Annotated in this window: 17 protein-coding genes; 14 read left to right on the top strand and 3 right to left on the bottom strand. The window is 46.3% G+C overall.

Annotation, left to right across the window (positions count from 1 at the left end; genetic code table 11):
- Positions 1-24: 24 nt before the first annotated feature.
- Genes DN599_RS03675 through DN599_RS03630 form a run of 10 tightly spaced genes read left to right on the top strand, consistent with a single transcriptional unit; the run spans position 25 to position 8,381 of the window.
- On the top strand, positions 25-969 hold the full coding sequence (locus DN599_RS03675) for a YbgA family protein (RefSeq protein WP_110456274.1): 945 nt from the start codon (positions 25-27) through the stop codon (positions 967-969).
- A complete protein-coding gene (phrB, locus tag DN599_RS03670; protein WP_110456273.1) occupies positions 966-2,360 on the top strand; it encodes a deoxyribodipyrimidine photo-lyase in 1,395 nt (464 codons plus the stop codon). Before DN599_RS03675 ends, phrB begins: the two co-directional genes overlap by 4 nt.
- A gap of 9 nt (positions 2,361-2,369) precedes the next feature.
- Positions 2,370-2,804 carry a nuclear transport factor 2 family protein gene (locus tag DN599_RS03665; protein WP_308444048.1) on the top strand — a complete coding sequence of 145 codons (435 nt, stop codon included), beginning with the start codon at positions 2,370-2,372 and terminating at the stop codon, positions 2,802-2,804.
- Between the two features lie 29 nt (positions 2,805-2,833).
- The gene (locus tag DN599_RS03660; protein ID WP_110456272.1) at positions 2,834-3,553 is read left to right on the top strand and encodes an SDR family NAD(P)-dependent oxidoreductase; all 720 of its coding nucleotides are present in this window, start codon (positions 2,834-2,836) and stop codon (positions 3,551-3,553) included.
- Positions 3,553-4,806 carry an NAD(P)/FAD-dependent oxidoreductase gene (locus DN599_RS03655; RefSeq protein ID WP_110456271.1) on the top strand — a complete coding sequence of 418 codons (1,254 nt, stop codon included), beginning with the start codon at positions 3,553-3,555 and terminating at the stop codon, positions 4,804-4,806. The genes DN599_RS03660 and DN599_RS03655 overlap by 1 nt, the downstream gene beginning before the upstream one ends.
- Positions 4,803-5,558, top strand: coding sequence for a DUF1365 domain-containing protein (locus DN599_RS03650; protein ID WP_110456270.1), 756 nt, complete (start codon positions 4,803-4,805; stop codon positions 5,556-5,558). The genes DN599_RS03655 and DN599_RS03650 overlap by 4 nt, the downstream gene beginning before the upstream one ends.
- Positions 5,559-5,591: 33 nt before the next feature.
- Positions 5,592-6,872, top strand: coding sequence for an SAM-dependent methyltransferase (locus DN599_RS03645; protein WP_110456269.1), 1,281 nt, complete (start codon positions 5,592-5,594; stop codon positions 6,870-6,872).
- Positions 6,850-7,359, top strand: coding sequence for a DUF2878 domain-containing protein (locus DN599_RS03640; RefSeq protein WP_110456268.1), 510 nt, complete (start codon positions 6,850-6,852; stop codon positions 7,357-7,359). The genes DN599_RS03645 and DN599_RS03640 overlap by 23 nt, the downstream gene beginning before the upstream one ends.
- A gap of 3 nt (positions 7,360-7,362) precedes the next feature.
- Positions 7,363-7,863, top strand: a complete 501-nt coding sequence (locus tag DN599_RS03635) for a chalcone isomerase family protein (protein ID WP_110456267.1) — start codon at positions 7,363-7,365, stop codon at positions 7,861-7,863.
- The gene (locus DN599_RS03630; RefSeq protein ID WP_110456266.1) at positions 7,860-8,381 is read left to right on the top strand and encodes a DUF3833 domain-containing protein; all 522 of its coding nucleotides are present in this window, start codon (positions 7,860-7,862) and stop codon (positions 8,379-8,381) included. Before DN599_RS03635 ends, DN599_RS03630 begins: the two co-directional genes overlap by 4 nt.
- Positions 8,382-8,690: 309 nt before the next feature.
- Here the strand turns inward: DN599_RS03630 and DN599_RS03625 are convergent, their stop codons facing one another.
- Together DN599_RS03625 and DN599_RS03620 are read right to left on the bottom strand one after the other, a co-directional pair.
- Positions 8,691-9,266, bottom strand: coding sequence for a VOC family protein (locus DN599_RS03625; protein ID WP_239473213.1), 576 nt, complete (start codon positions 9,264-9,266; stop codon positions 8,691-8,693).
- Positions 9,267-9,383: 117 nt separating this feature from the next.
- Positions 9,384-9,935, bottom strand: a complete 552-nt coding sequence (locus DN599_RS03620; protein ID WP_110456781.1) for a L,D-transpeptidase family protein — start codon at positions 9,933-9,935, stop codon at positions 9,384-9,386.
- 138 nt (positions 9,936-10,073) lie between these two features.
- On the opposite strand from DN599_RS03620, the gene DN599_RS03615 reads away from it, so the two are divergent.
- Both DN599_RS03615 and DN599_RS03610 read left to right on the top strand, forming a co-directional pair.
- Complete coding sequence (locus DN599_RS03615) at positions 10,074-10,901, top strand: ion transporter (RefSeq protein WP_110456265.1); 828 nt, start codon at positions 10,074-10,076, stop codon at positions 10,899-10,901.
- Between the two features lie 40 nt (positions 10,902-10,941).
- Positions 10,942-12,453: an MATE family efflux transporter gene (locus tag DN599_RS03610; protein WP_110456264.1), complete on the top strand. Its 1,512-nt coding sequence runs from the start codon at positions 10,942-10,944 to the stop codon at positions 12,451-12,453.
- Positions 12,454-12,529: 76 nt separating this feature from the next.
- On the opposite strand, the gene DN599_RS03605 is transcribed toward DN599_RS03610, so the two are convergent.
- The gene (locus DN599_RS03605; protein WP_110456780.1) at positions 12,530-12,778 is read right to left on the bottom strand and encodes a DUF2986 domain-containing protein; all 249 of its coding nucleotides are present in this window, start codon (positions 12,776-12,778) and stop codon (positions 12,530-12,532) included.
- Positions 12,779-12,906: 128 nt separating this feature from the next.
- Here DN599_RS03605 and yqfB point away from each other — a divergent pair, with 128 nt between their 5' ends.
- The gene (gene yqfB, locus DN599_RS03600; RefSeq protein ID WP_204165100.1) at positions 12,907-13,224 is read left to right on the top strand and encodes a N(4)-acetylcytidine aminohydrolase; all 318 of its coding nucleotides are present in this window, start codon (positions 12,907-12,909) and stop codon (positions 13,222-13,224) included.
- A gap of 535 nt (positions 13,225-13,759) precedes the next feature.
- On the top strand, positions 13,760-14,734 hold the full coding sequence (locus tag DN599_RS03595; protein WP_110456262.1) for a nucleoside hydrolase: 975 nt from the start codon (positions 13,760-13,762) through the stop codon (positions 14,732-14,734).
- Positions 14,735-14,801: the final 67 nt, after the last annotated feature.

Below are 14,801 nucleotides of genomic sequence, written 5' to 3'. Positions count from 1 at the left end.
AGTGAGTAGAGTGAGGATGAGATAATGGACAAAAAACTTAAAATTGGTATTAGTGCTTGTGTGATGGGTGAGCCTGTCCGCTATGATAGAGGCCATAAGAAATCAAATTTCTGTGTAGATCAACTCAGTGATTTTGCTGATTTTAAGCCTGTTTGCCCTGAAATGGCGATTGGTCTACCTGTGCCAAGACCAACCATTAGGCAAATTATGCGTGATAATATCATCACGGTTTCGCGTCCCGATGGCAGCGGGGATGTGACTGACAAGCTCACCGAGTTTGGTCAAAAGGCGGCGCAGCATTATGGCGATCTCGCTGGGTTTGTGTTCTGCGCTAAAAGCCCCAGTTGTGGCATGGAGCGGGTGAAGGTGTACCATCATCACGGTAAAGGCTCTGAATCAACGGGCGTAGGTGTATTTGCTCAGCAAGTCATGGAGCTCAATCCGTTATTACCCTGTGAGGAAAACGGTCGTCTTAACGATCCTGTCATTCGTGAAAACTTCATCACCCGCATATTTACTTATCAAAAGTGGCTCGATCTTAAGGCCAGTGGCATAACCAAACATAAGTTGATTACTTTCCATAGTGTGCACAAATACTTAGTGATGAGTCATCACGTGGAGAGCTATCGCGAACTGGGCCGTTTGTTGGGCCGTGCCGATATTGAACTGGACGAACTCGCCAATCGCTATATCGCTGGTTTAATGGAAGCGTTAAAAAACAAAGCTTCTCGCCGAAGCCACACCAATACCTTGCAACATTTACAGGGCTATTTTAAACGTGATTTAGATGAGGCTAAGCGCAAAGAACTCACCGATGAGATCGCCGCTTATCATCAAGGATTGCAGCCTTTATTGGTGCCTCTGACGTTAATTAAACACTACTTGATTGAGTACCCAAATGCGTACCTGCAAGAGCAAGTGTATTTAAATCCCCATCCTAAAGAGTTACGTTTGAGGTACGGATATTGAGCAGTATCTTATGGATCCGTCGTGATTTAAGAATCCATGACAACCCGGCCTTGAGTGAAGCCATTGCTCAAGGCGTAAACATTGCTGTATTTATCTCGACGCCAAAGCAGTGGCAACAGCATGATTTAGCCCCGATTAAGGCCGACTTTATGCGGCGACATTTAGACAGATTAGCTCTGCAGCTCGATGCTTTTGGCATCGAGTTTATCCATTTGTCGGCCACAGATTTTGCTCACCAACAACAAGTGTTGCTGCAATTCTGTCAGGCTAAGGGCTGTGATACTGTGCTGGCCAATACTGAGCCTGAAGACGATGAGGTGGTTCGCGACCGTCATATAGCCCAGTCTGGTTTACACCTTAAGCTATGGCAATGCGATACCATTTTACCCCCTGGCAGTGTGCTCAATAAACAGGGCGACATGTTTAAGGTGTTTACGCCGTTTAAAAATGCGTGGTTAAAAAGAGTGCAGCAGGTGGGAATTGAATGTGTACCATCGCCTGCCGCCTCAACAGTATTACCAAACGATGCCTCTATCGCACCAGTGACGTTTGATTATCCGCAGCTCGACTCTAGTGCTTGGCCGTGCAGCGATACCGTGATGGCCGAGGTACTACCGCGATTTTGGCAATATAAGCTATTAAATTACGCCGCAACTCGCGATTTCCCCAGTATTAAAGGTACATCAGGAATATCCCCCTATTTGGCTATAGGCGCCATCAGTCCGCGTTGGCTGGCGCTGCAGTTAATTCAGGCTCAACCTGAGGTGATTTACGATCAACAACATGGCGCTTTCACTTGGTTGAATGAGCTTATCTGGCGTGATTTTTATCGCCACCTGCTATTCCATTTCCCCAATTTAGTCAAAGGGGATAACTTTCAAACTAAATATCAGCTAGCACAGTGGCCGGGCAGTGATGAGGCGTTTAATGCTTGGGCGCAAGGGCGAACCGGTTATCCTATTGTCGATGCGGCGATGAGGCAGTTGCTTCACACTGGCTGGATGCATAACCGTCTACGTATGGTAGTCGCCAGCTTTTTAACCAAGCATCTACTAGTCGACTGGCACAAAGGTGAGCGTTTCTTTATGCAGCACCTTATCGATGGTGATTTCAGCGCCAATAATGGCGGTTGGCAATGGGCGGCAAGCACAGGCTGTGATGCTCAACCCTATTTTCGTATTTTTAATCCTATCACTCAGAGTCAAAAATTTGATCCCCAAGGAGAGTTCATTCGTAAGTATTTGCCAGAACTTAAAAATGTGCCCGATAAATATATTCATTTTCCCCATGAATATATCGAGAAAAATGGCGTGGTTAGCGACTATTGGCAACCGATTGTTGAGCATAAACAAGCACGCTTAAGGGCCTTGGCATTCTACAAATCTTATTAGGACTTATGGATGATGGCGCAATCTATATGGTTACAGAACTTTATAGCGGTATACACTGAACTTTCGACCGATAATTTAGTATCGCTGGAAAAAATCTATCATCCTGATATTGAATTTATCGACCCAATGCATCAAGTGTTCGGCCTGCCGGCTCTGCTTCGCTATTTTACAGGCTTATACCAGCAATTGCTCAGTTGTGACTTTGTGATTGAGCATGTGCTGGAAGGGGAGCGTGAGGCAGCAATTTATTGGACCATGACCTTCCGCCATAAACAGCTGCGTGGCGCTAGTCCTATATCGGTTCAAGGCCATTCTCACCTCAAAGCGCAAGATAATAAGGTGATTTATCATCGCGACTACTTAGATGTGGGGGAGATGTTATATGAACACATACCACTCATTGGCCGTATCATTTGCGCCATCAAACAGCGCGCGGCTAAATAATGCCGATGCCAACGAAGCAGGAGGGGAAGATGCGTATTATGATAACAGGAGCCACCTCTGGTATAGGTCGGGCCTTAGCCGAATCTTATGCTAAGGCCGGTCATCACATTTTAGCTTGCGGTCGCAGTCAGCAAAAACTGGACGATTTGGTCAAGCAATATCCCAACATCACTCCATTGTGTTTCGATTTAACTCAGTATCAGCAATATCCAGTGATTGATAAGGTCGATTGGCCGTTAGATCTGTTGATTTTTAATGCGGGAGATTGCGAATACATTGACGATGCTTTGCACTTTGATGCCAAACGGTTTGAGCGAGTTATTAATATCAATTTAATTTCAGTTGCTTACGGCTTACAGTCTTGGCTTCATTTGGTCAGACCCGGTGGCAGGCTGGTGATGGTTAGTTCTAGCGCTGAGATGTTAGCCTTACCCCGAGCCGAAGCTTATGGCACATCAAAAGCGGCGTTAACCTATCTGGCTAAGGTGTTATCGATAGATTTGGCTCAACATGAGATTGAGGTTAGCTGTGTTCACCCAGGTTTTGTCGATACGCCATTAACTGAGCGCAACACCTTTGCCATGCCTATGTTGATGAGTAGTGAACAAGCCGCAGACAAGATCATTGCAGGGGTGGCTAAAGGTAAGCGAGATATTCGTTTTCCCGGTGTGTTTATATTTTTAATGCGATGCTTACAGTTACTGCCATTTTCCATTTGGCGCCGTTTAGCGAGAAGGATAAATAGATAATGAAAAGGATTGCCGTGATTGGCTCTGGTATTTCAGGGCTAACCTGTGCCTATTTGCTCGATAAGCAGTACGACGTGACTGTGTTTGAGAAAAACGATTATGTCGGTGGTCACACCGCTACAGTCGATATTACCCACCAAGATAAGCAGTATGCTATCGATACCGGTTTTATCGTATTTAACGACAGAACTTATCCCCATTTTAATCGTTTACTCGAGATGTTAGGTATTGCTGGTCAACCTACCGAAATGAGTTTTAGCGTACATAATCGTCAAACTGGGTTTGAATATAACGGTCATGGGCTCAATTCACTATTTGCTCAGCGCAGAAATATCTTGCGGCCTCAATTTTGGCGCCTCATCAGCCAAATTTTGAAATTCAATAAATTGTGTAAGCAAGCCTATAGCGAGCAAGCGATTGCCCCTAACGCCACCTTAGGTGAGTTTTTACAACAACATGGTTTTTCTGACTTTTTTAGCCAACATTATATTTTACCCATGGGCGCCGCTATTTGGTCGACCAGTTTGGCCGAGATGAAGCAATTTGAACTGAAGTTTTTTATCCAGTTTTTTTATAATCATGGCCTACTTAACATCTCTGACAGGCCTCAATGGTCAGTGGTACCCGGTGGCTCGCGGGTCTATGTCGAGGCGATCTTGGCAAAACTGTCTAAACCGGTATTGACCGAGTCCCATATCGAGTCAATTCGCAGAACATCTGATGGCGTCGTGATTAAGCTGATCAATAATGATGCCTTAGTATTTGATGAGGTGATCTTTGCCTGTCACTCCGATCAGGCATTAGCCCTGCTAGGCGATGCTAGCGATGAAGAAAAGTCGGTATTAGGCGCCATTCCTTATAGCCGAAACGAAGTGGTGTTACATACCGACATTGCATTGCTGCCCAAAAGGCCACTGGCTTGGGCCAGCTGGAATTACATGCTCGATGACAATCTTAATCGACCCTCTTGCGTCACCTATAATATGAATATCTTGCAGGGCATTGATAGTGATAGCACATTTTGTGTCACCCTCAATCAGAGCGACGAGATTGACCCGGGCAAAGTATTGCGTCGGTTTGTTTATCATCACCCCGTGCTTAATGACGCCAGCGTCAGAGCCCAACAACGGCGCTCACAGATCTGTGGCCAACGTGGCACCCATTTTGTTGGCGCTTATTGGTATAACGGCTTCCATGAAGATGGCGTGCGCAGCGCGCTGGATGTGACCAAACGTTTTGGCCTGACCTTATGAGCCAAGATGCCAACATAGAATACAGTGGTATTTACAAAGGAGAGGTGCGCCATCGCCGCTTTGGCGATATCACTCATGCCTTTAACTACAAGATGTACATGATGGGGCTCGATTTAGACGAACTGCCACAATTGTTGCAACGCAGCAGTTTATTTGGTCTGCGTTGGTTTAATCCTATTCGCTTTTTAGAAAAAGATTATCTCAAAAATGAACCTGGCAGCCTTAAGCAGCGTATTGGTGACAAAGTCAGAGCGTTAGGTGGTGATTGGACTGATGATTGGCGGGTACTGATGTTGGCACAATGTCGCTGCATGGGGATCTATTTTAGTCCGATAAATTGCTACTTTTGCTATGACCAGGCGGGTGAGTGTCGTTATATGCTAGCGGAAGTGAGCAACACGCCATGGCAACAGCGACACTATTATTTGCTGGCGCTGGGGCAAGAGTTGAAAGTGAAAAAAGCCTTTCATGTGTCGCCTTTTATGCCGATGGATATGACCTATCACTGGCGCATTACTCCGCCAGCACACAAGGCGCTAGTGCATATTGAGAATCACCAACATAGCAAAGTTTTCGATGCGACTTTGGCTTTAACCAAACACCCAGTGACCCAGGGTGAGCTGATTAAAACTTTGATTGCAGCGCCTTCGATGACTCTCAAAATGGTGCTAGGCATCTATTGGCAAGCACTGAAATTATTTATCAAACGGGTGCCCTTTATTGCTCACCCGGGATCAGATGAAAAAACATAAATGCGACAGTAATGTCCGCGCAGCGAGGTTGAAATGGAACAGCTTGTAAAACAAAATCAAACGCTTAACCCTCGTAATGCCTTAGTGAATACTGGGGCTAACCAAAAATATAGAGCGTTGATTGTCAAGCTTTTAGCACAGCTGCAAGATGCCAGCATCGAGCTTATCGAAGGCGACAAGCATCAAATACTGGGTGATAGAGCGGCTCAATTGAGTGCGCAAATTGTGGTGCATGACAGCAGTTTCTATAAAGATGTTATCCAAGGCGGCAGCATAGGTGCAGCAGAGGCCTATTTAGATGCCAAATGGACCAGCCCAGATTTAACCCACCTCATTCAAGTTATGGCGAGAAACCAAGCTAAGCTCGATGCTATCGAAAGCAAGATGGCTTGGGTCACTAAAGTCAAAAACCTCTTTTTACGCCGCAAAAACCTCAATACCAAGCAGGGCTCTAAGCGTAACATTTTGGCCCATTATGATATTGGTAACGACCTGTATGAGCGCTTTTTAGACTCGAGTATGCTCTATTCGTGTGCGGTATACAGCAGTGAAGCGACCAGCTTAAGTGCCGCTCAGCTCAATAAAATGCACACCATCTGCCAAGGGCTTGAATTACGCCCAACGGATCATGTTGTTGAAATCGGTACTGGTTGGGGTGGGCTTGCCATCTATATGGCGCAGCATTACGGTTGCAAGGTAACCACTACTACGATTTCTGATGCTCAATATGCCTTTGCCAAGCAGCGTATCGAGCAAGCGGGCTTAAGCGAGCAGGTAACCTTACTTAAGCAAGATTACCGCTTACTCGATGGGCAATATGACAAGCTAGTCTCCATTGAAATGATTGAGGCCGTGGGCCACGAGTACCTAGGCACTTTCTTTGAAACCTGCTCAGGGTTACTCAAGGCCGATGGAAAAATGCTGATCCAAGCCATTACCATTGCCGATAGCCGTTATGATAAATACCGTAAAGGAGTTGATTTTATTCAAAAATATATCTTCCCTGGCGGCTGTTTACCTTCGGTAGCCGTGATGACATCGCATATGGCGTCGCGCACCGACTTGGTGGTGAGTGAGATAAATGATATCGGCTTACATTACGCCAGAACCCTCAATGATTGGCGCCAAGCTTTCGAGCAGCGTTGGGATGAGTTAGTTAAACTTGGCTACAGCGATGAATTTAAACGTTTGTGGTTATTCTACTTTTGTTATTGCGAAGGTGCCTTCAAAGAGCGGGTGATCAGTACGCATCATCTGCTTGCCAGAAAACCCCGTTATGTGGGACAAGCCGATGAAGCGATTTTGGATTATTAACTTACTGTTATTTCAGCTATGTTGGTTTAGCGCCGCCTTGCTTGGCGACAATGCAGCGCTGGCTATGACTTTGCTTATCGCACTGCATTTTTTACTGTCGCCCACTCGCAAAGCCGATGCTAAGTTACTCTTGTTGATGCCAATTGGTATCGCGGTGGATAAGCTACAGCTTGAGATCGGTGGTTTTAGCACCGTCGATGTGGGCTTTCCCCTCTGGCTCGCTTTACTCTGGTGCATCTTTATCATCAGTTTTAATCACAGTTTACATTGGTTAACTCGGCAGAAGAGTTGGGTTGTTGTCTTGTTTGGCGCCATTGGTGGTGCCAGCAGTTACTGGGCTGGCATTCAGTTTGGTGTATTGCAGGCCCGTTGGAATGAACTCATGCTGGTGGGTTCACTCATGCTGGTGTGGTCGCTATTAATGCCGCTACTGATCACTGGCTATCGCTTGTTACAGCCGCGAACGCTTGCCAATACAATGAGGTGACTTATGTTTAAGTGGTTAGCCGTGATGCTACTCAGTAGCAGTGTTTATGCCTCTCCCATTGGTCAACTTGAAAAGATTGGCGCAGGAGAGATGAGCTATCTTTTTTGGACCTTATATCGCGCCGAACTGTTTGCCAGTGAGCGGCCATTATCTGTCAATGCAGGTAACAAACAGGTTAAAGCGCTGCGCATCGAGTACTACAAAACCATAGATAAACAGGCGTTAGTCGAGGCCACCGCAGAGCAGTGGCAACACCTAGGCTATAGCCCAGCCGATATTGCCCAATGGGTCGTGCCACTGCAGCGCATTTGGCCCAATGTGACTCCCGGAGATAGGTTAACCCTGTTGGTTAATCAAAGTGGTATGAGCCAGTTTTATCTGGCAGATCAATTGATTGGGCAAATAGATGATCCTCGTTTTGGAGAGGCTTTTTTAGCGATATGGTTGTCTGAAAATACGTCTGAGCCCAAGCTTAGGCAACAACTTCTGGGGTTAAGCCAATGAAATATTTGATGTCACTGTTACTGTTGTTACTGGTTACGGCCTGTGGTTCAGCCAGCTTAGAGGAGCATAGAGGCACTCAACCTGAATTAAAATTAGAACATTTTTTCGATGGCAAGTTAAAAGCTTATGGCATTGTGTTAGATCGTTCGGGTAATTTATTACGTCGCTTTGAGGTCGATTTAGTCGCTAATTGGCAAGGCGATAATGGCGAAATCAAAGAGTGGTTTGAGTTTGACGATGGTGAGAAGTCCACTCGAATTTGGCAGCTAAAGAGAGTGGCTGATAATCAATATGAAGGTCAAGCCGGTGATGTGATGGGTATTGCCAAGGGCAGGACCCAAGGCTCGGCGTTATTTTGGCAGTATGATTTAGATATCGTGGTCGATGGCGAGACTTACCAAGTGACTTTGGATGATTGGATGTTTCTGCTCGATGAGCGCCGCCTATTTAACAAGACAGACATGAGCAAGTTTGGTTTTAAAGTGGGTGAAGTGATTCTTTATATTGAAAAAATCTAGTCAATGATAGCGAGATGCGCATCGGCGATAACACGTTAGCCGATGCGTTTGATAGCAGTTAATGTCGCCTATTCAGTATTCCCCAGCATTTCTCATGAGCTCACACGCCCTTTGTCTTATTTAGTTCATTGTAATTTTGCTTGGCGTTATCTTAGTTTACGCGATCGTATGCTCAATGCGTCGTTTACTGTGTGTTTTTGTCGTGGACAGTTGCTACACCGCGTAGCACTGTAATCGCCCATTCATCACTACAGCCTGCGATGTTTTAGCCAAGGGGTGATTGCAGCCTAGTTTGGCCATCATATCGGCTTATTTGGCCTCAGATGCGATGATGGTTTTAATACCATGGGCATGCACCTTGATACACAGGTTCGCGCGCTTAAAGGCGATGGTCGGATTGGCTAAGCGTTCATGCTCTCCTTGGGGGGAGCTGCATTTTACCTTAATATCTGTTTTTCCTGCTAATACAGGTGCCAGTGTGGGTAGGGCATTGAGCAGTTGCTGGCTGAGTTGCTCAATATTTTGTGCTTCGCCTGGCAATACCACCTCGATATGCTCCCACCCTTCATTGGGATAGTGCTTATCACTGGGATAGGGGAGCTCTACACAGTCGATAAGCATATGAGCCAGTTGCAGTGGCCTATTAAGCGCGATGATCAATATCGGCCGGCCATTAATCATGTTGTTAGAGATAATACGGCCTCGATGGCCAAAATAGTCTTTAAGCAGGTCGGCGCCAGCCTCAGAGTTAACGCGCACGGCGACATGATCGCAAGCAAGCCCTAGGGTATCGAGTTGTAATTCTTGTAAAAACTGCTGAATGTCATGGCTAAATTGTGGCCAGCTGTGTTCAAGCTCATGTAGGGTAATATTGGGCTGTGTCATTGGGTTTGGCTCTGTTAGTGGCATAAAAGATAATGGCAAGTAAAGGACTGGGAGATTGAGTTCCCTATACTAGTGACCAATGGCATTAACACCATAGTGCTAGTGTGATGACGGGAGTTATGGCCAGATCTCTATGGGAGTTCCTGTTTCTATCGCCTGCCATAATTCATCGATTTCATGGTTTTTCAAGGCGATACAACCATCGGTCCAGTTGAGTCGCTGGGCTTCATCTGGGGTTAATGACGAATTGGGGTTCTGGCCGTGGATCATGATTTGTCCACCTGGATCGATCCCCAAGGCGGCTGCACGTAATCTATCTTCTTCATTGGGGTATGAGATATGTATCGCCCGATAATAGGCGCTGTCGGCTTTTTTGTAGTCGAGTATATAACGTCCCTCGGGGGTACGCTGATCGCCTTCTTGCAGCTTATGTCCTGTGGGTCGATCGCCCATGGCAATGGTATAGCGGCGTAGCACTTTGCCATCGCGCATCAAGTGCATGCTCGCTTGAGATTTATTCACAATGACTAAATCTACTTTACCAATAAGGCCAGTATTGTGGTTAGCACCATGGCCAAAGGTGGCCGGTTGCTGGCTCGACGCCGCCCAAGTTGAGCTAGTATTAAGCAGTAAGGCGCACAGTAAGAGTTGTTTAAAAAGTGTCTGCATCGTCATTGATTAATAAATAAAACCGCCGTTTGGGTGTTCATCATACCTTATTTTAGATTAAGCTGGATCGGTTTGTTAAACCCATTATTATGCATATTTTCTCCGCTGCTGATACCAATAAAAGGATGTTAATTTCTGATGGACGTCACCCCAGAGTTGTCTCGCCGCGAAAAATTACGCGATATCATTTTTGGTACAGATACTAAGGCTGGTCGCTATTTCGATTTGGGCTTAATCGTCTGTATCGTGTTGAGTGTGGCGTTGGTTTTTCTTGATACTATCGAAAGTGTTAATAGCCGGTATGGCACATGGATCCGGATTGCCGAGTGGGGTTTTACTGGCATTTTCACCCTCGAGTATCTATTGCGCTTATATTGCTCGGCTAAACCTTGGCAATATGCTCGCAGTTTTTACGGGGTTGTTGACCTGTTATCCATATTACCCAGTTACTTGGCGCTGTTTTTCCCTGGCGCTAACTTTACCTTAGTGATCCGAGTGCTGCGCTTGTTCCGTATCTTCCGGGTGCTTAAGCTACTGCGCTATTTAAGCGAGGGGAACGTGTTACTGCGGGCGATGATGCAATCGAGCCGTAAAGTGTTTCTGTTTTTCTTCTCGGTCAGTCTGATTGTGATGGTGTTGAGTGCAGTCATGTATGTGGTTGAAGGGCCTGAAAATGGTTTCTCCTCAATGCCTCAATCCATCTATTGGACCATAGTGACCATTACGACGGTGGGCTATGGTGATATCACCCCGCAAACGCCGCTTGGTCAAGGTATTGCCGCTTTGACTATGTTGATAGGCTATTCCATTATTGCGATTCCAACGGGGATCTTAACCTCTGAGATCTCTCAAGAGGTGGTGCGTAGAAAAGATCTGCGCCGCTGTAGTAACTGTTTAAAGTCCGGGCATGAGTTAAACGCCCTTTATTGTGATAAGTGTGGCAGTGAGCTTGAGACCGATCTTTAATCGGCAATATTGTCTATTTTGCCCTCTATAAAGGATACACATGACTAACGCAAAGTTTGTCGAAGGCCCGATAATGCGCCATATCTTGGTGATGAGTTCTACCGCTGCTATCGGGATCTCGGCGTTATTTGTGGTCGACCTTATCGACATCTTTTTTCTCAGCTTATTGGGGGAGCAAGAGCTGGCTGCCGCTGTCGGGTATGCCGGTACCATCTCATTTTTTACCACCTCTATCGGTATCGGGCTATCCATCGCATTAGGGGCGTTAGTGTCAAGAGCCATAGGGGCCAAACAGTTTGCTCAAGCTAAGCGATTGCTACTTAACAGCGCGGTGGTGACACTGCTTGTGGCCATAGTGGTGGCCATGGTGGTGACCTATTTTATTCCCGAGCTTATTGCCTTAGTGGGTGCCAGTGGTCGCACCGCGCAGTTAGCTGCCGATTACCTGTATATCTTGGTGCCTTCGATGCCACTAATTTGCTTAGCGATGGCGCTTGGCGCAGCACTGCGCGCCGTGGGGGATGCTAAGTTATCCATGATGTCGACACTGGCTGGTGGCGGCGTGAATCTGATTTTTGACCCTATCTTTATCTTCTTATTTGCCATGGGGATAGAGGGAGCTGCATTGGCGTCGGTACTCGCGCGGGTGGCTGTACTCATCATTGCCGCACGCGGCGTTATGGTTAAGCACCAGTTGGTTGGCAAATTTGATTTAACCGCGTTTAAACAAGATCTTCGCCCGATTTTTGCTATTGCAGGACCGGCAATGATGACCAATATTGCTACCCCAATTGGCAATGCGGTCGTCACCCGGGCGATTGCCGATTTTGGTGACAGTTATGTCGCCGCTTGGGCGGTATTGGGCCGGCTTACGCCCGTGGCCTTTGGGATGATATTTGCATTGTCCGGCGCGGTAGGTCCTATTGTGGGGCAAAATTTTGGCGCGAGAGAGTTCGATAGGGTGAAAGAGATCTTAACCAAGGCGCTGTTGTTTTGCAGCGTTTATGTGATCTCCATATCGCTATTATTGTTTGGGCTTAAAGAGCAGATCATTGTAATGTTTGCCATGCAGGGTGATAGCGCCGAATTGATCCGCTTTTTCTGCAGTTATATCGCGGTGTTCTTCGTGTTTTCTGGGGCGCTGTTTGTCGCTAATGCGTCATTTAATAATTTAGGTAAAGCCAAATACTCCACTTTGTTTAATGTGGGTAAAGCCACGCTGGGGACTGTACCGTTTGTTTATTATGGCGCGCAGTGGGGCGGGGTTGAAGGGGTGTTAATCGGTCAAGTGTTGGGCACTATAGTTTTTGGTGTCCTTGGCGTATGGACGGCATATCGACTCGTTGACAAGGTGCAACAGCAGCAAAGCCGCCTGGCGGATATTGAGGTGAGTGACCATGCAACGCCTCTCGATGATGAACTGAGTCCATCGAGCCCGAATCCATTATCATCATCTTGTGCTCAAATGGCACAGTTGAGTGAAGAGCAAGATTGTGAAGCCAGCAATCGGGTTTCTGAGTTCATCACTGGTGAACCTAGAGTCAGAGACTAGTTAAAAAGCAAATTGGGGATAAGCTTAAGGCGCCTGAGTCTGAGGTGGTAAAAGACCGACGCCTAGTGTGGAACGATTAAGCCTGGTTTTCACTTTCTGTGCTGGTTGGCTCTGTAGTTTGGTCACTGGCCTGCTCGCCGTCGCTCGCTTCTGTTCCATTTTTGGCAGCATTGGCTTTGGCAGCTAATTCAGCTTGTTCACGGGCGAGCTCTTTGGCGCGATCGCCTTTAGAGATATACTTCTTGATCGTAGGAGCCGTATGCTTGTTGAGACGCGCTTTAGCACGTTTTGCCGTCTTTTTGATTATCTTCTGTTTTCTGTTCATTGGCTCCACCTTAATTAACTCAAAATAGGGCTTAGCTTCGAGATAGCGTAAACCGGGGGCGGATTTTAACTCAATCTCAAGCAGGCGGCTATAGGCAAACATTCTAATCGAGACAATTTATGACAATTATTCCTGCTGGTGAGATCACCTTTTTTGAGCGCTTTGAGGCCGATATTCTCTCTGGGGCGAAAAACATCACCTTAAGAGATGAATCGGAGTCCCATTTCCAGGTGGGCCAAGTGCTGCATGTTGCGACCTATGAAGATAACCGTTGGTTTTGCGACATCAAGGTCAATCGTGTGGCAACGGTCGCCTTTGATGCGCTAAACCTTGAGCATGCATCGCAAGAGAATATGACTCTCGATGAGCTAAAACAGGTGATAAGAGCAATATATGGCAACATTAAACAATTGTATTTAATTGAATTTGAAGTGATTAAACGCTAGGTGGCCTCTTTCATTTCTCTCATCTTTGAGGGGAAATAATAACGTGCGTGCGATGAGCTAACTCAGACCCTCTGTTGTATTTCCCCTGTGTTTCATGATTTTATGTGCAGTGATTGATTGCGGGCGTATAGGTTTTCTAAGGCATTGAGTGTTAGCTCATCGGCAAGGGTTACATTGTGCGGTTATGACGCTGATTACGTGAATTTTTCATCCAGCCCATGGTTGAGGGGGATGTTAGCACGAGCTTAAGTGAACCAATATGTTCGTTTTTAGAGGCAAGTTTGATGACCTATCACACTTAACCCATGATTAATTTTGTATAGTGCCCAGTGCGCTTAAACGCTGCAATTTGTCTGTATCTGCCTGCCATTACCTTCGACTATCATGTGAGTTACCACGAAGCCTTGGCGTGATCAGTGGCAGAACATTCAGCCATATCAAACACATTAAAGCAGTTCCTACTGACTTAATGGGCTTGGTATAACACCCTATAGTAATAGTATCGATTTACCTAATAAGTAGGACAGTGATCCCCATGACAACTAAAATTATATTAGACACAGATCCCGGTATTGATGATGTAATGGCGATTCTGTTTGCCCAAGCGCATTCTGACATCGAACTCAAAGCCATTACTACGGTTTATGGTAATGTCACTATCGAAAATGCAACTCATAACGCTTTATATCTTAAGCAAAAGTATAAACTTCAAGCCGATATTGTCACCGGTGCCAGCAAGCCGATTGTGCGTCCTCCAGTAGGGCCAACTGTGGTTGTTCATGGTGAAGGGGGCTTTGGGGATGTTAAAGTTCCTGCCGAGGTAGAGGGGCAAGCGGATCCTCGCCCCGCCTATCAATACATTATCGATGCAGTCAAAGCCGAGCCTGGTGAAATTACCCTAGTGGCTATTGGTCCGTTAACGAACCTCGCGTTAGCGCTTCAAGCCGATCCAACGATTGTTGATTTAGTTAAAGAAGTGGTTGTTATGGGCGGCGCATTTGGTGAAAATGATCACCGCGGTAATGTAACGCCATTTGCCGAAGCCAATATACATGACGATCCTCATGCGGCCGATATGGTATTTACCGCTTCATGGCCTGTGGTGGTGATCGGTCTAGATGTGACAGAGCAAAGCTTTTTCACCCGCGATTATCTTGATCAACTGCGCGATGATGCGGGCGAAGTCGGTCAGTTTATTTGGGACGTTAGCCGTTACTACTTAAAATTTTACAGCGAAAAAGTGGGTCTCGAAGCTTGCCATGTACATGATCCTTCGGCGATTGCTTATGTCATCAATCCGGAGTTGTTTACCTTAAGAGAAGGCCCGATTCGGGTGGTTACCGATGGCGTTGCCGAAGGCATGACCATTCAGAAGTTCGATGGTCGCACTTATCTACACGATGATTGGATGGAGCATGCGCCGCAAAAGGTGGGGGTTGCGGTTAATGATAGTGAGCTATTGGCCTTATATCGCAGCAGTATTGTTGAGTACGCTGCCAGCTTAAAATAAGTTTTTAGGGTGCTTATCGGTTCATCATAACGGTCAGTAACGGTCTTTAACGGAGGCTGTAATAACA

This window comes from Shewanella algidipiscicola (genome assembly GCF_900380485.1).
Classification (GTDB): domain Bacteria; phylum Pseudomonadota; class Gammaproteobacteria; order Enterobacterales; family Shewanellaceae; genus Shewanella; species Shewanella algidipiscicola.
This window is presented reverse-complemented; position numbering and strand designations above follow the sequence as displayed.

Excerpts from the sequence above, each read along its gene's own strand:
- DN599_RS03675 (WP_110456274.1), top strand. The coding sequence starts at position 25 with ATGGACAAAAAACTTAAAATTGGTATTAGTGCTTGTGTGATGGGTGAG.
- DN599_RS03665 (WP_308444048.1), top strand. The coding sequence starts at position 2,370 with ATGATGGCGCAATCTATATGGTTACAGAACTTTATAGCGGTATACACT.
- DN599_RS03660 (WP_110456272.1), top strand. The coding sequence starts at position 2,834 with ATGCGTATTATGATAACAGGAGCCACCTCTGGTATAGGTCGGGCCTTA.
- DN599_RS03655 (WP_110456271.1), top strand. The coding sequence starts at position 3,553 with ATGAAAAGGATTGCCGTGATTGGCTCTGGTATTTCAGGGCTAACCTGT.
- DN599_RS03650 (WP_110456270.1), top strand. The coding sequence starts at position 4,803 with ATGAGCCAAGATGCCAACATAGAATACAGTGGTATTTACAAAGGAGAG.
- DN599_RS03645 (WP_110456269.1), top strand. The coding sequence starts at position 5,592 with ATGGAACAGCTTGTAAAACAAAATCAAACGCTTAACCCTCGTAATGCC.
- DN599_RS03640 (WP_110456268.1), top strand. The coding sequence starts at position 6,850 with ATGAAGCGATTTTGGATTATTAACTTACTGTTATTTCAGCTATGTTGG.
- DN599_RS03635 (WP_110456267.1), top strand. The coding sequence starts at position 7,363 with ATGTTTAAGTGGTTAGCCGTGATGCTACTCAGTAGCAGTGTTTATGCC.
- DN599_RS03630 (WP_110456266.1), top strand. The coding sequence starts at position 7,860 with ATGAAATATTTGATGTCACTGTTACTGTTGTTACTGGTTACGGCCTGT.
- DN599_RS03625 (WP_239473213.1), bottom strand. The coding sequence starts at position 9,266 with ATGACACAGCCCAATATTACCCTACATGAGCTTGAACACAGCTGGCCA.
- DN599_RS03620 (WP_110456781.1), bottom strand. The coding sequence starts at position 9,935 with ATGCAGACACTTTTTAAACAACTCTTACTGTGCGCCTTACTGCTTAAT.
- DN599_RS03615 (WP_110456265.1), top strand. The coding sequence starts at position 10,074 with ATGGACGTCACCCCAGAGTTGTCTCGCCGCGAAAAATTACGCGATATC.
- DN599_RS03610 (WP_110456264.1), top strand. The coding sequence starts at position 10,942 with ATGACTAACGCAAAGTTTGTCGAAGGCCCGATAATGCGCCATATCTTG.
- DN599_RS03605 (WP_110456780.1), bottom strand. The coding sequence starts at position 12,778 with ATGAACAGAAAACAGAAGATAATCAAAAAGACGGCAAAACGTGCTAAA.
- DN599_RS03595 (WP_110456262.1), top strand. The coding sequence starts at position 13,760 with ATGACAACTAAAATTATATTAGACACAGATCCCGGTATTGATGATGTA.